We start from the raw sequence: 15,114 nt of genomic DNA, 5'->3' as shown, positions 1-15,114 counted from the left end.
GGGGTCCGTCCCCGCGGACACGCGGCCCGCCCTCGCGGGGACCTGGCCCGAGCGTGCGGCGGCACCGCCCGTCGTCCCGCCGCGGGCGCGGCCGGGTCGTCCCGCGGGGCGCCGGGTGGACGGCCGGCTCGGGGCGGGCCGCGTCGAGCGGAGGGGCATGGGAACTCCCGGTGTGGTCAACGGTGTCCGGCGATCCTGGTGACGGGGCGCGGGCCGGCCGGATGCGGCACGGTCGCCAGCGGTGACCGCACGGCGCACGCGAGACCCGCCGCGGCCGACGGCACCGGACGGCGCTCGGCGAGCGGCACCACGGGCGACGGCTCGGTGCGGCCCAGCACGACATGCCGTACGACCCGTTCGGCGGCGCGCCCGTCGTCCCACGGGCAGAACCGCTCCCGGAACGCGGCGCGCAGCAGCGCGGCGCGCCCACTGTTCCAGTGGCCGTCGGTGAACACGGCGGCCAGCTCGTCCTCGTCGCGGCCCACCGCGCCCGGCGGGGCACCGGGCAGGTCGACGTAGGCGCCGCGCACGGCCTCGTACGCCGTCCAGTCCGCCGTGTGCAGCACGATCGGCCGGTCCAGTCCCGCGTAGTCGAACACCAGCGGCGCGTGGTCGGTGAGCAGCGCGTCCGAGGCCAGGCACAGGGCCTCGCGGCAAGGGTGCGCGGAGACGTCGACGACCCGGTCGCCCTCGACCGGCACGTCCCCGTGGGTGCGCGCGAGGATCACGAAGCGCGGGCCGAGGCGGTGCGCGAGCCGCGGCAGGTCCAGGGGGAGGTGCTGGGTGCGGCGGTGGTCGCGGCGGCCGGGCGCGTAGAGGATCGCGACGGCGCCCGCGGGGACGCCGAGGTGGGCCCGCAGCCGGGCCACGTCGTCCGGCGTGGCCCGCTGGAAGACGTCGGTGCGCGGGCTGCCGTACTCCAGGGTGGTGTAGCGGCCGGGGTGGACCCGCTCCCAGGTCAGGGTGGAGTGCCGGTTGCCGGAGACCACGTGGTCCCACGTGTCGACGTCCCGCAGCAGCGCCGCGAAGTCCGTGTCGCGGGCGGCCGACGGACGCTCCTGGAGATCGAGTCCCGTGTGCCCGAGGGGAGTTCCGTCCAGGGTGCGTACGAGGATCTGCCCGGGACGCTTGCGCAGCCCGCGCGTGAGGTGCGCGTCGCCGAACAGGTACGTGGAGCGGGCGAGCGCCGTCCAGTGGGCGGCCGTGCCGGGGGCGATGGGACGCGGCCCGGCCGGGAGCGGGTGCGGGTGCGCCGGGTCGGCGATCCAGGCGGTGCGCACGTACGGGGCGTATCTGCGCACCGCCTCCTCCAGTGCGGCCGGATCGCCGCCGTACCCGCCCTCGGCGGCGAACACCGCGCGCTCGGGCCGCAGGGGCAGCCGCAGCTGGATCCGGTAGTGCAGGCGGAGCGCGCCGGAGCGTACGGCGCGCGCCGGCCCCAGCACGAGCTGCCGCAGACGCCGGCGGACGGCGGAGACGTACCGCAGCGCCCGGAAGGTGCGGTGCAGACCGAACCGGATCAGCAGGTGCCGCCGCCGCAGCCGCGCCTCCGGCACCCGGTAGCGGCGGTGGTGGTCGCGGGCGCGGCGCAGGAACTCCCGGTGGCTGCCGCGCGGCAGCCGCCCCGGGCGGGTGAAGACGACGCCGTAGTGGTCGATCATCCGGCGGAACAACTCGGGTTTCCAGGAGGCGAGTTCGGGGTGGTCCGCGACGTAGGCGAAGACCCGCTCGTACTGGTCGAACAGGTCGAAGTGCTGACGGCTGGTGGTGGACAGGATGCTGCCCTGGCGGCGCTGCCGGTAGTGCACGCACACCCGGTCCAGGGTCGCGATCGAACCGGCCGCCATCAGCACCGGGAAGGTCCAGGGGGTGTCCTCGTAGTAGCCCGGCGGGAAGGTGAACCCCTGCTCCGCGACGAACTCCCGCCGGTACGCCTTGTTCCAGGCCACCATCAGCACCCGCAGCAGCCCCGGCCGGTCCGCGAGCCGGAAGGGCGCCCGGCCCCACTCGCCGAGCTCGCCCGCGAGGTGGTTGCGCACCCGCCGGCCGTCCCAGTACGCGCGCGCGTAGTCGTACACCAGCACGTCCGGCCCGCCGGTCGCCTCGATCCGGTCGGCGACGGCCCGCAGCGCGCCCGGGGTGAGGGTGTCGTCGCTGTCCAGGAAGATCAGGTAGTCGCCGGTGGCCTGCGCGATCCCCGCGTTCCTGGCCCGCCCGAGCCCCCGGTTCTCGGCCAGGTGCACCGGCTTCACCCGGGGGTCCCGGGCCGCGTACTCGTCGATGATCTCCCCGCAGGCGTCCGGCGAACGGTCGTCCACCGCGATCAGTTCGAGATCCGGGTACGACTGCGACAGCACCGAGTCCAGGCACTCGGAGAGATACGCCTGGACCTGGTACGCGGGGACAATGACACTGAACCTGGGCACGGGACATCCATGGGTCGGTCGGCGCGGGCGTTCTGCCCGGGAACGGCCGAAGGAGTGACGGGGTTACGGCCCGTACGGCATTCGGGGGACACCCGGTGAACAAGAAGGGGTGGGCCCGTGCCCGAGCCCACCCCCGCGACGGCCTTCTGGTACGGCCTACTTGACCGCGCCCGCCATCACCCCGGAGACGAACTGCCGCTGGAACGCGAAGAACACGGCCAGCGGGATCACCATGGAGACGAACGCGCCGGGCGCGAGCACGTCGATGTTGTTGCCGAACTGCCGTACCTGCGTCTGGAGAGCGACCGTGATCGGCTGGGTGCCGGACTTGGTGAACACCAGCGCGACCAGCATGTCGTTCCACACCCACAGGAACTGGAAGATGCCGAGGCTCGCGATGGCCGGACCGCCGAGCGGCATCACCACCCGGGCGAACAGCCTCAGTTCGCCGGCGCCGTCGAGGCGGGCCGCCTCCAGCAGTTCTCGCGGGATCTCCGCGAAGAAGTTGCGCAGCAGGAACACAGCGAACGGCAGTCCGAAGCCGGTGTGGAACAGGACCACGCCGAGGATCGTGCCGAACAGGCCGATCCTGCCGAAGAGTTCGGCGATCGGGATCAGCGCCACCTGCACCGGCACCACCAGCAGGCCGACCACGCCGAGGAACCACCAGTCCCGGCCCGGGAACTCCATCCACGCGAACGCGTATCCGGCGAGCGAGCCGATGACCACGACCAGCACGGTCGCCGGGACCGTGATCATGACCGTGTTCAGCAGGGAGTGGGTGATGTCGCCGTTCTCCAGCAGATTCCGGTAGCTGGCGAAGGTCAGCTGGGAGGGCTTGGTGAACACCGTCCACCAGCCGCTCGCGCTCATGTCGTCGGGGGAGCGCAGCGAGGAGATCAGCAGCCCGATGGTCGGCACCAGCCAGAACAGGCCGACCAGGACGAGGAGGACGCGGACCAGTCCGCCGTTCAGCCTCTGCGCGATCCTCGAACCGAGCGACCGCGCCGCTCGGGCGGCGGGCGCCGCCTTCCGCACGTCGGTGGCGAGCGCCGTCATCGCCGTACCTCCCGCCTGAGCCGTCGGATGTTGAACAGCATCACCGGGATCACCAGCAGCAGCAGGAACACCGCGATCGCGCTCGCGACGCCCGGCTGGCCCTCCGCGAAGCCCCTGCGGTACAGCTCCAGGGCGAGCACGTCGGCGTCGTCCTGGGAGGAGCCGGGGGCGATGATGTAGACGAGGTCGAACACCTTGAGCACGTTGATCATCAGGGTGACGGCGACGACCGCGAGGACCGGTGCGAGCAGCGGCACCGTGACCCTGCGGAACACCTGCCACTCGTTGGCGCCGTCGACCCGCGCGGCCTCCAGCAACTCCCGGGGCACGCCCGCGAGTCCGGCCGCGATCAGCACCATCGCGAAGCCCGCCCACATCCAGACGTACGCCCCGATGATCGCCGGGGTGACCAGCGCGGGGCCGAGCCACTCCACGCCGTTGTACGGCTCCCGGAAGTTCCCCGCCGGCAACCGCAGCCGGGCGCCGTCGGCCGCCGCGGGCAAGGTGAAGGTGCCGTCCGCCGCCGCCTTCGCCGAGGCCACGACCTTGCCCCCCTTGACCGCCTCGATCCGCATCCCCGGATAGCCCAGCTCGGACGGGTCGGGCACGCCGAGCCTGCCGACGCCCTTGCCGCGGGTGAAGTCCTGCCAGGTGGTGCCGGTGACCTTGCCCGGCTCGGCCTTCGCGGCCGCCGCCCTCCCCGCGCCGCCGGGCATCCGGTCCGGGGCGACCCCGACGAGCGGCAGCGTGACCGGCTGCCCGGCGTGCACCACCGCCCTGGTGACGAAGCCGCCGCCCTGCGCGACGAGCGGCGACCGGCGCCCCGGGTGCGCCTTCGGGAACGCCGACGACTGCGCGAACGTGTCGTGCACCGACACCCACGCGGCGTTGGCGACGCCCTTGTCCGGGTCCTGGTCGTACACCAGCCGGAAGATGATCCCGGCCGCCAGCATCGAGATCGCCATCGGCATGAAGACGACCAGCTTGAACGCGGTTCCCCAGCGCACCCGTTCGGTCAGTACCGCGAAGACCAGCCCGAGCGCGGTGGAGACGGCGGGCGCGAACACCACCCAGACGACGTTGTTCTCGAGGGCGGTGAGGATGCCGTCGTCGGTGAAGACCGTCCGGTAGTTGTCGAACCCGGCGAAGCCGTGCCCGGAGTCGGTGCCGAAGCTGCGGACGATCGAGTACCCGATGGGGTAGACCACGAGCGCGCCCAGCAGCACCAGGGCGGGCAGCAGGAACAGCACCACGACGGTCCTGCGGGTGCCGGTCACGCTCTTGCGCGCGCGGGGCGCGGCGGGACCCGGTGGGGCCCCGGCCGCCGCTGCCGACGCCATGGCCGGCTCAGCTCCCGCTTCCGTACGCGGCCGCCGCGTCCTTCTCCAACGCGGCCTGGGCGCCCGTGACATCGCTCGGGTTCTTCAGGAAGTCCTGGAGGTCCTTCCACTCGCCCTTGCCCGGGGTGCCGCCGAAGGCCTGCGGGGCCTGGTCGGACATGTCGAAGCGGAAGTCGTCGCCGGACGCGATCAGCGCCTTGGCGATCTTCTGCTGGACGCTGTTCGGGTACGCCGAGACGGGCACGTTCTTGTTCGGCGAGAGGAAGCCGCCGAGCTTCGCCTGGATCGTGGCCGCGTCCGGGGAGGCGAGGAAGGCCACCAGGGCCTGCGCCGCCCTGGAGTCCTTCAGGACGACCGCCGCGTCACCGCCGGAGACCACGGGCGCGGACGAGCCGACCGCCGGGAACGGGAACACCTTCGCGTCCGTGCCCACCTTGGCCTTGGTCTCGCCGATGTTGACCTGCACGAAGTCGCCCTCGTACACCATCGCGGCCTTCGGCTGGTCGCCGCCGGTGAAGGTCTGGGTGACCGAGTTCGGGAACTCCGTCTGGAGGGCGCCGTTCTGCCCGCCGGCCAGGTAGTCCCTCTTGCCCCAGACCTGCGCCAGCGTCTCGAGCGCCTGCTTCACCGAGGGATCGGTCCACTTGATCTTGTGCTGGGCGAGCTGGTCGTACTTCTCGGGCCCCGCCTGCGACAGGTAGACGTTCTCGAACCAGTCCGTCAGCGGCCATCCGTCCGCGCCGGGCACGGAGAACGGCGTGACCCCCGAGTCGTAGACGGCCTGCGCGGTCGTCAGCAGGTCCTTCCAGGTCGCGGGCTCCTTGGCCCCCGCGTTCTCGAAGACCTTGGCGTTGTACCAGACCAGCGACTTGTTGGCGGCCTTGTAATAGACGCCGTACTGCTTGCCGTCGACCTTCCCGATGTCCTGCCAGCCCTGCGAGTAGTTCTTCCGCACTTCCTTGAGCGCGTCCGGCCCGACCGGCTTGGCCCACCCCTTGTCCACGGCCTGCTTGATGGCACCGGGCTGCGGCAGCATCGCCACGTCCGGCGGCTGCCCGCCCGCGATCTTCGAACCGAGGAAGTTGATGATCGGGTCCTGCGCGGGCACGAAGGTGACCTTCGCGCCGGTGCGCCTCTCGAACTCCGCCAGTACCTTCTTGAAGTTCGTCTGCTCCTGTCCGGTCCACACGGCGGCGATCTCCAGCTTCGCCCCGTCCAGCCTCGGCAGCGAGACGGAGGCGCCGGCGGAGGGCGAACTCCCCTTGTCCTTCCCGCCGTCACCGCTCCCGCCGTCACCACTCCCGCCGGAACACGCGCCGAGCACAAGGCCCCCCGCGAGCAACGCGGCGACCGCGCCGACGGCCCTGCCGGTCCGGATGGTGCTGCTCCTGCTGCGCATCACTTCCCCGTTCGTCGTTCGTCCTTCACCGTTGAACGTCGGAACACTGCCCGTGCGGTCCGGTGTACGCCGCGCCACGGAGGCGGGGCAAGAGCGCCTGCGTGCGGGGCGGGGTGATCGTGACCGGGTCGTGACCGGGGGCGTATGCGCCTTTCTCGGGGGCGCGTCGGGGCTTCCGGTCCTCCTACAGCAGGGACGGCACCTGAGCTGCCGCGACCTGGCGGGCGGCGCGTTCCACGGCGCTGGCCAGGAGGGCCAGGTCGGTGGGGCCGTTGCCGAGTTCGCGGACGGGGCGGCGGGTCGGGGGATCGCCCATGCGGTGCCAGTCCAGGGGCACGACCGTGGGGCGCTGGGTCGCGGTGCGGGGGATGCGGCCGGTGACACGGCCGGCCTGGAACTCCACGGAGCGGCCGTCCGGGCGCGTCAACCCGCCACGGCCCGGGGCCGGTTCGTCGGGGCCCTGCTGGGGGGCCGCCAGGGTGACGCGGAGGGTGGCCCGGCGGGCCGGTTCGCTCTCCGCCGTACGGCCGTTCGCGCCGGTCGCCGCCACCAGGTGCACGCCCAGCCGCTCGCCCTCCCGGGCCACCGCCTCCAGCGCCCGCATCACCGAGCCCGCGGCGGGCCGGCCCGGGGCGCCGAGCGCGGGGGAGACCAGCGCGTCCAGGTCGTCGACGACCACCACGAGCCGGGGCAACGGCGGTACGGCCTCGGCGCGTTGACGTGCCGCCGCGCCGGGACGGAGCCGCAGCGTGGAGCTGGGGGGCGCCTCGATGTCCCCCGCGCCGGCCGGGGTGCGCTGCGCGACGACACGGCCGGAGACCGCCTGTCCCGCGTGCCACTGCGCGAAGTCGGTGCGGCCCAGCAGCTCCGCGCGCCGCTTCAGCTCGGCGCTGAGCGACTGCGCGAACTCCCGCATCCGGACGGGATCGTTGGCGATCAGGTGCGTCGTCACGTGGGGTATCTCCACGCAGACCCGCAGGCCCTCGTTGCGCCCGCTGCCCGTGCCGACACCGTCCCGGCCGTCGATGAGCACCATGCCGAGCCGGTCCGGGCGTTCGGCGGCGGCCAGCGAGGCCACGACGGCCCGCAGCAGTTCGGTACGGCCGCTGCCGGCCGGCCCCTCGATCAGCAGATGCGGGCCGTCGGCCACCAGGTCCGCGGTGACCGGGCCGTGCGGGCCGGCGCCGAGCACGGCGCGGGCCCGGCCGCCCAGCGCCTCCGGGTCGTCCGCCGCGTCCGCCCAACGGGCCATCAGCGAGGCCGGGGTGGCGCGGGCGAGCCCCAACTCGTCCAGCAGCCGCGCCGACGGGGGCAGCGGAGTCGCCACCCGCGCGTGCCCCGCACCGGCCGGGCCGTCCGGCCGCATCGGCGCCAGCGCCCGCGCGAACCGCTCCGCCCACGCCGGGGACACCGCGTCCACGGTGGCGGCCACCCCGGGCTCCACGGGGCCGCCCGGCGCGACCCGCATCAGCTGGAGCGTGCCGGCCACGTCCCCGCCGAGCAGGGCCACGGCGCCGCAGTGCCGCAGGGTGGGCGTCACGGCGCACGCCGCCTCGTAGGTCCGCGCCACGGGGGAGACGGCCGAGGAGGCGGACACCTCGGCCAGGCACACCACGTGCACTCCGGCCCGGGGGCCCGCCACGGCCAGGCGGGCCAGGGCCTCTTGCAGACCGGTGCCGCCGGGGTCGCCGTCGACCACGACGACCGTGTAGGGGCCGGGGAAGCCGGTGCCGCCGAGGTCGGCTTCGTCCTTGGCCCAGGAGGGGCGGCGCGGGGAGGGGGCGGCCCCCGGGGCGGCGCTCCGCGCGGGCGCGCCGAAAGCGGGCGACAGGGCCCCGCGGGCCGGGGTGCCGAGAGGGGCGGTGGGCGCGGACTCGCCGCCGCGGCCCTGCGTCCGCGGGGCGCCGGGGGCGCCCGGGGCCTGGGCCTGGTGGGGGATCAGCGGGGTGTCGTACGGCACCGCGTGCGGGCGCGTCCGCGAGGCCGCCGAGCCTTGCGGAGGGGCCGGGTGGGGGTGCGCGTCCCGGCGGCCGCGCGCCGTGAAGTCGTCCACCCGGCGCAGCAGTTCCTCCGCGCGGGCGGCGGCCTGCTCGCGGTCGTAGGCGAGCAGGAGGCGGCAGTCCTGGCCGTGGTTCGGGCGGACGTGCGGGAGCCAGCCCAGCCAGGACCACTCGGCCGTGCGCTCCTCGACGGGACGGGAGCCGTCGGCGCTGATGAGCACGATCTCCAGCAGGTCGGGGGAGTGCAGCGCGGCCAGCTGGGCCAGCACCGCGCGGGTCAGGCCGGACAGCCGGGGCCGGGGACCGGCGAGGCCCAGCGAGCCCGCCTCCCGCAGCGCGGCGGTCACCGGCACGGCGGGCAGCAGGCCCGAGCCGTCCGGCGTGCTCCGGTCGGCGGTGCCGAGCCGCACGGTCAGCGCCTCCGGGTGTCCGGGGCCCCGCTCCCACAGGCGGGGGCCGGGGCCGAGCGCCGTCAGCAGCAGCGCGGCGGGGTCCGGCCAGGTGTCCGGCCGCCGGGGGGCACCGGTGTCCGGGGTGCCGCCGGCCGCGGTCCCGTCGCCGTACGGCTCCGCGCCGGGCGGCTGCTCCCCGCGCCCACCGGCCAACCGCCGGGCCCAGGCCCCGAGTCCCCGCCGCCGAACGCTCTGCGCCCCGCCGCCGACCCCGAACCGCCCCGCGTGCGTGTCCCCACCCTGTACGGCGAGTTCCCCGGCGCCGCGGGGAGCACCGGCCTCGACGGCTCCCCACGAGGCGGCGCCGTAAGCGTGTCCGGTCCCCCCGGTCCCCCCGGCACCGTCCGCCGCGGGCCCCGAGCCGCCGTGACCGGCGGACGCCGGGATCTCGCCCGGCAAGGCGTCCGGGGCGGGCGGGAACCCGGCCGCCCCCGTACTCGCGGCGGACCCGACCCGCACACACCCCTCTCCGTCCGCGACCACCGGCAGCCGCACCCGCGGCCCGCCGGGAGCGACTCGCAGCGCCGACTCCCCGATCCGCAGCAGCCCCCCGGCGGGGACCGGTACCGGCCGCTCCCCGATCGGGGTGCCGTCCAGCGTCGTACCGTTCGTGGAGCCGAGGTCCGCGACGGACACCCGCCCGTCCGCGGCCACCGTCACCGCGCAGTGCAGGCGCGACACGTCGGGATCGTCCAGCGGCACATCCGCGTCCGCGGAGCGCCCGACCGTGATCCGGCCGCCGTGCAGCAGATGCACCCCGCCCGCGTCCGGCCCCGCCACCACGTGCAACTGCGTGGGCGCGTCGTCCGGCTCGGGATGCGGCTCGGCGGCCGCGGGGGCGCCCAGGGACAGTACGGCGCCGTCGACCAGCGGCGGCTCGCCGAGAACGGCGCGGCGCGGATCGAGCCGCTCGGCACCGGCGTACAGCACGACCGCCGCGCCCCCGGTGTCGCGCCCCGCGCCCTCCCCGGTGACCGCTCCGGCCAGCGCGGACGCGACCGCGGCGAGGTCGGTGCCCGCGGGCGCCGTGACCAGCACGTCGCGGCTCGCGCCCCGCTGCGGGGGCGGGCCCAGCGGGTCTACGACGGTCAGCCGGATCTGCATCGGCGTCAGCGGTCCCTTCTGCGCGGGTCTGCGCGGGCGCGGACTACCCCCCACCCCACACGAGCACGTCGGCCAGTACGGGAAGCATCCTCGCACCTGACGCCGACACCGTGCCCGCCACCCGGTGCGAAGTGATCTTGATTGGTCGGCTCTGCCCCCAAAAATGCCTGACGTGGACCACGCCGGCGATCAGTTGAGATCGGTCACGTCCCCTCTCCGACTGCTTCCGGCAACCACGAGCCGAAGACGCGCGTCTTTCCTTCGAACCTGCTCGGGAACGCTCATGTGGTGCCCTGCCGGGCGGCACTACAGTGGGTCGGAACATCCGGTATGCAGGCAGCAAGCATCAGCAAGCAGCAGGGAGCGCGTGACGTGCGGCCAGTCGGCAGCAAGTACCTGCTTGAGGAGCCGCTCGGACGCGGCGCCACAGGCACCGTCTGGCGTGCCCGCCAGCGCGAGACCGCGGGCGAGGAAGCGGCCGTACCCGGCCAGCCGGGCGAAACGGTCGCGATCAAGGTCCTGAAGGAGGAGCTGGCCGGCGACCCGGACATCGTGATGCGCTTCCTGCGCGAGCGCTCCGTCCTGCTCCGGCTCACCCACCCGAACATCGTCCGGGTCCGCGACCTGGTCGTGGAGGGCGAGCTGCTGGCGCTGGTCATGGACCTGGTCGACGGCCCCGACCTGCACCGCTACCTGCGCGAGAACGGCCCCCTGACGCCGGTCGCCGCCGCGCTGCTGACCGCGCAGGTCGCCGACGCGCTCGCCGCCAGCCACGCCGACGGGGTCGTCCACCGCGACCTGAAGCCCGCCAACGTGCTGCTGCGACAGCAGGACGGCGAGATGCACCCGATGCTGACCGACTTCGGCATCGCCCGCCTCGCCGACTCCCCGGGCCTGACCCGCACCCAGGAGTTCGTCGGAACGCCCGCGTACGTCGCGCCGGAGTCCGCCGAGGGCCGCCCGCAGACCTCCGCCGTGGACGTCTACGGCGCCGGCATCCTGCTGTACGAGCTGGTCACCGGCCGTCCGCCGTTCTCCGGCGGCACCTCGCTCGAAGTGCTGCACCAGCACCTCAGCGCGGAGCCGCGCCGGCCCTCCACCGTCCCGGACCCGCTGTGGACGGTCATCGAGCGCTGCCTGCGCAAGAACCCCCTGGAGCGGCCCAGCGCCGAGAACCTCGCGCGCGGCCTGCGGGTCGTCGCCCAGGGCGTCGGGGTGCACGCGAACGCCGCCCAGATCACGGCGGCCGAGGGCGTCGGCGCGCTGCTCGCCCCCGACCCGGCCCCGGCCCCGGTGCCGGGCGAGCCGGGTCCCGTCGGCGCCGCGGACCCCACGCAGGTGCTGCCGACGAACGCGCCGCAGGGGTCGTACGACCCGAACGGCGCCACCAGCGTCCTGCCGCACACCGCCGGGCCCGCGGGCGCCGCGGACCCCACCGCCGTCCTGCCGCACACCGCCGGCCCCGCCGGCGCCGCGGACCCCACCGCCGTCCTGCCGCACACCGGTGCGGCCGACCCGACGGCCGTGCTGCCGAACACCGGACCGCAGGGACCGGGACCCGACCAGCCGCACCCCTGGCAGAACCAGTTGCGGGCAGCCCGGGACCGCAATGAGCAGACGCAGGTGCAGTACCTCTCCCCGGAGGACGACCCGCTGCACCACCGGCCCCAGCGGCAGGTCGCGCGCCCCCAGCAGCAGCCGCGGCAGGCACCGCAGCCGCGCCGGCAGCAGCCGCAGCCGCGCGGACGGCAGCAGGGGTACGGCTACGCGCCCCAGCAGCAGCCGCAGCAGCACCAGCCCCAGCAGTACGCCCCGCCGCGGCAGCCCCAGCGCCCCCAGGAGCCTCAGCGGCCCGCGCGGGAGCCCCGGGCGCCGCGGCAGCGCAGCGCCAACCCGATGAAGATCCCCGGGCTCGGCTGCCTGAAGGGCTGCCTGTTCACGATCGTCATCCTGGTGGTGGCGAGCTGGCTCATCTGGGAGCTGACGCCGCTGCACACCTGGGTCGGCCAGGGCCGCGGCTACTGGCACGAGGTGACCCACTGGGCGGGCCAGGTGAGCGGCTGGGTGAAGAACCTGGGCAGCGGCAACTGACCCGCGAGATAGGGGATTTGTCGACATCTGGCGGGTGATTTCCGTCGCCGCGGTGAAGGTTGGCTCGCCGGACGCGTAGTTTTGTCGGCAACACGCGTCTGTAGGAGCAGTCTTGGCACGGAAGATCGGCAGCCGGTACACCGCGAACCAGATCCTGGGGCGGGGCAGCGCCGGCACGGTGTGGCTGGGCGAGGGGCCCGAGGGGCCCGTCGCGATCAAGCTGCTGCGGGAGGACCTCGCCTCGGACCAGGAGCTGGTCGGGCGCTTCGTCCAGGAGCGCACGGCGCTGCTCGGGCTGGAGCACCCGCACATCGTCACCGTGCGCGACCTGGTGGTCGACGGCAACGACCTGGCCCTGGTGATGGACCTGGTGCGCGGCACGGACCTGCGCACCCGCCTGGAGCGGGAGCGCAGGCTGGCACCCGAGGCGGCGGTGGCGATCGTCGCGGACGTCGCGGACGCGCTGGCCGCGGCGCACGCGGCCGGGGTCGTGCACCGGGACGTGAAACCGGAGAACGTCCTCCTCGACATGCAGGGCCCGCTCGGCCCCGGCGGGGCGCACCCGGCGCTGCTGACCGACTTCGGCGTGGCCAAGCTGATCGACGCGCCGCGGCGGACGCGGGCCACGAAGATCATCGGTACGCCGGACTACCTCGCCCCCGAGATCGTGGAGGGGCTGCCCCCGCGGGCCTCCGTCGACATCTACGCGCTGGCCACGGTGCTGTACGAGCTGCTGGCGGGCTTCACCCCGTTCGGCGGCGGGCACCCGGGCGCGGTGCTGCGCCGCCACGTCACCGAGACCGTGGTCCCGCTGCCCGGTATCCCCGAGGAGCTGTGGCAGCTGATCGTGCAGTGTCTCGCCAAGGCGCCGGCGTCCCGGTTGCGGGCGTCGGAGCTGGCCGCGCGGCTGCGGGAGCAGTTGCCGACACTGGCCGGGCTGCCGCCGCTGGACGTGGACGAGCCGGACCTCTCGGAGGAGGCGGCCGAGGAGGAACCGGCGCCGACGGCTCCCGCGGGGGGAGAGCCGGTACGTCGCCGGGGGGCGGTCTCGCTCGTCCAGGGCGCCCGGCCGGACTCCAACCGGGACACGCACACCTCGATGCGGGTACCGGCACCGGACGAGCTGGCCGGCGGCGCCCACGGGACGGCCCGCGCGCCGCGGCCCACGGGCGCGCCCCGGCCGGGCTCGGCGAAGCACCGCGCGGCGGTACGGCGGCGGCGCATCACGCTGGGCGTGGCCGGGGTGGCCGTGGCGGCGCTGGTGTCGGTCGGCGCGTGGTGGGCGACGTCGGACGGTCCGGACGGGTCGCCGAGGCCGGGGTCCACGACGTCGGCGCCATGAGGGGCGGCGGCGTCGTCCGCGCCGTCCGCGCCGTCTCCTGCGGTCCCGGCGTGCCCTGCCCCCTCTTGTCCCGCCCGCCTGCCGGTCCTGGTCGGCCGGGAGGCGTCGTCCTCCGGTGCGGCCGTGTCGTGTGTTGCGGGGTGCCCCGGCGTGCCTTGTCTCTCTCTTCCCGCCCGCCTGCCCGTCTCGGTCGGCTGGGAGGTGTCGTCCCCTCGGTGTGACCGCATCGTCTCCCGCTGCGTGCCCCGGCGTGCCCCGACCCTCTTCTCCCGCCCGCCCTTTGCCGCCGGAGCCCGGAGGTTCCGGCCCCGGCGCGACCGATTCGTCTCGTGAGAGGTACGCCACTCCGCCCTCGCCGTACCCCGCCCTCCCCTCCGGTCGAGGCCACGCGGCCCGTGCCCGGTCGGCCGGCCGGGCAACCCCCGCCTCCCACCCGGCCGGCCCGGACCCCCTCGGCCCCGGCTGTCATCTCCACCCGCCCGGTCGGACGGGCGGGTGGGCAGGGCCCCCGCGAGAGCAGCGCGGCGGATGTCGCTTGCCACAGCCGTTACGCTTGAACCGTGGCAGTCGTCGATGTTTCCGAAGAGCTGAAGTCCCTCTCCTCGACCATGGAGTCGATCGAGGCCGTCCTGGACCTCGACAAGATGAGGGCAGATATCGCCGCGCTCGAGGAGCAGGCGGCGGCCCCGTCCCTGTGGGACAACCCGGACGAGGCGCAGAAGATCACCAGCAAGCTCTCCCACCTCCAGGCCGAGGTCAGGAAGGCGGAAGCGCTGCGTGGCCGCATCGACGACCTCGCGGTCCTCTTCGAGATGGCCGAGGAGGAGGACGACCCGGACACCCGCGCCGAGGCCGAGTCCGAGCTGACCGCCGTACGCAAGGCGCTGGACGAGATGGAGGTCCGTACCCTCCTGTCCGGCGAGTACGACTCCCGTGAGGCGCTGGTCAACATCCGCGCCGAGGCCGGCGGCGTCGACGCCGCCGACTTCGCCGAGAAGCTCCAGCGCATGTACCTGCGCTGGGCCGAGCAGCGCGGCTACAAGACGGAGCTGATCGAGACCTCGTACGCCGAAGAGGCCGGCATCAAGTCGACCACCTTCGCCGTGAAGGTGCCGTACGCCTACGGCACCCTCTCCGTCGAGCAGGGCACCCACCGCCTGGTGCGCATCTCGCCCTTCGACAACCAGGGCCGCCGCCAGACGTCCTTCGCCGGTGTCGAGGTGCTGCCGGTGGTCGAGCAGTCCGACCACGTCGAGATCGACGAGTCCGAGCTGCGCATCGACGTCTACCGTTCCTCCGGTCCCGGCGGCCAGGGCGTCAACACGACCGACTCCGCGGTCCGCATCACCCACCTCCCGACCGGCATCGTGGTCTCCTGCCAGAACGAGCGGTCGCAGATCCAGAACCGCGCCACCGCGATGAACGTCCTCCAGGCCAAGCTGCTGGAGCGCCGCCGCCAGGAGGAGCAGGCCAAGATGGACGCCCTCAAGGGCGACGGTGGCAACTCCTGGGGCAACCAGATGCGTTCGTACGTGCTGCACCCGTACCAGATGGTCAAGGACCTGCGCACCGAATACGAAGTCGGCAACCCCGAGGCCGTGTTCAACGGCGAGATCGACGGTTTCCTGGAGGCCGGCATTCGCTGGCGCAAGCAGCAGGAGAAGTAACTTTGTCGACATGACAACTGCCGCCCGGGTGGCGGCAGTTGTTGTTTCGCCTGGGTTTTACGACATACTCACAGCTTGCAACTCCCCCGAAAGCCTCTTGTCGGACAAAGCGCCTGAAGCGCCCTTGACGTTGCTTTGAAAAACGGGAAGGGTGACTTTGGCATGCGTGTCTGTGGGGCGCATGTGAACCGGGGGGACCGAATCGCTCGACCTTGTTTCGGGCGTCATCAGCTG

At 74.2% G+C, this 15,114-nt stretch carries 8 protein-coding genes; 3 read left to right on the top strand and 5 right to left on the bottom strand.

From position 1 onward, the window contains the following. Positions 1-176: 176 nt before the first annotated feature. The 5 genes from QSK45_RS31900 to QSK45_RS31880 form a co-directional block, all read right to left on the bottom strand. Entirely contained in the window at positions 177-2,426 is a 2,250-nt protein-coding gene (locus tag QSK45_RS31900) for a bifunctional glycosyltransferase/CDP-glycerol:glycerophosphate glycerophosphotransferase (RefSeq protein WP_285562372.1), read from the bottom strand. Positions 2,427-2,582: 156 nt separating this feature from the next. Beyond that, positions 2,583-3,485: a carbohydrate ABC transporter permease gene (locus QSK45_RS31895; RefSeq protein WP_285562371.1), complete on the bottom strand. Its 903-nt coding sequence runs from the start codon at positions 3,483-3,485 to the stop codon at positions 2,583-2,585. Further along, positions 3,482-4,825, bottom strand: coding sequence for a carbohydrate ABC transporter permease (locus tag QSK45_RS31890; protein ID WP_285562370.1), 1,344 nt, complete (start codon positions 4,823-4,825; stop codon positions 3,482-3,484). Before QSK45_RS31890 ends, QSK45_RS31895 begins: the two co-directional genes overlap by 4 nt. A gap of 7 nt (positions 4,826-4,832) precedes the next feature. Next, positions 4,833-6,224 (bottom strand): ABC transporter substrate-binding protein, encoded by a 1,392-nt coding sequence (locus QSK45_RS31885; RefSeq protein ID WP_285562369.1) that lies wholly within the window; start codon positions 6,222-6,224, stop codon positions 4,833-4,835. Positions 6,225-6,408: 184 nt separating this feature from the next. Next, entirely contained in the window at positions 6,409-9,780 is a 3,372-nt protein-coding gene (locus QSK45_RS31880) for an FHA domain-containing protein (RefSeq protein ID WP_285562368.1), read from the bottom strand. A 372-nt stretch (positions 9,781-10,152) separates the two neighbouring features. Here QSK45_RS31880 and QSK45_RS31875 point away from each other — a divergent pair, with 372 nt between their 5' ends. The 3 genes from QSK45_RS31875 (at position 10,153) to prfB (ending at position 14,880) form a co-directional block, all read left to right on the top strand. Further along, on the top strand, positions 10,153-11,871 hold the full coding sequence (locus tag QSK45_RS31875; RefSeq protein ID WP_285562411.1) for a serine/threonine-protein kinase: 1,719 nt from the start codon (positions 10,153-10,155) through the stop codon (positions 11,869-11,871). A 112-nt stretch (positions 11,872-11,983) separates the two neighbouring features. Beyond that, positions 11,984-13,213, top strand: a complete 1,230-nt coding sequence (locus QSK45_RS31870) for a serine/threonine-protein kinase (RefSeq protein ID WP_285562367.1) — start codon at positions 11,984-11,986, stop codon at positions 13,211-13,213. Positions 13,214-13,773: 560 nt separating this feature from the next. Beyond that, complete coding sequence (gene prfB, locus QSK45_RS31865; RefSeq protein ID WP_285562366.1) at positions 13,774-14,880, top strand: peptide chain release factor 2; 1,107 nt, start codon at positions 13,774-13,776, stop codon at positions 14,878-14,880. The last annotated feature ends 234 nt before the right edge of the window (positions 14,881-15,114 follow it).

It is taken from the genome of Streptomyces hygroscopicus subsp. hygroscopicus (assembly GCF_030269125.1).
In the GTDB taxonomy this organism is placed as follows: domain Bacteria; phylum Actinomycetota; class Actinomycetes; order Streptomycetales; family Streptomycetaceae; genus Streptomyces; species Streptomyces hygroscopicus_C.
The sequence above is the reverse complement of the archived record's forward strand: the minus strand, read 5'-3'. Positions and strand labels throughout refer to the sequence as shown.

Bases quoted from the DNA above. Each gene is read 5' to 3' on its own strand.
- QSK45_RS31890 (WP_285562370.1), bottom strand. From the start codon at position 4,825: ATGGCGTCGGCAGCGGCGGCCGGGGCCCCACCGGGTCCCGCCGCGCCC.
- QSK45_RS31885 (WP_285562369.1), bottom strand. From the start codon at position 6,224: ATGCGCAGCAGGAGCAGCACCATCCGGACCGGCAGGGCCGTCGGCGCG.
- QSK45_RS31880 (WP_285562368.1), bottom strand. From the start codon at position 9,780: ATGCAGATCCGGCTGACCGTCGTAGACCCGCTGGGCCCGCCCCCGCAG.
- QSK45_RS31895 (WP_285562371.1), bottom strand. From the start codon at position 3,485: ATGACGGCGCTCGCCACCGACGTGCGGAAGGCGGCGCCCGCCGCCCGA.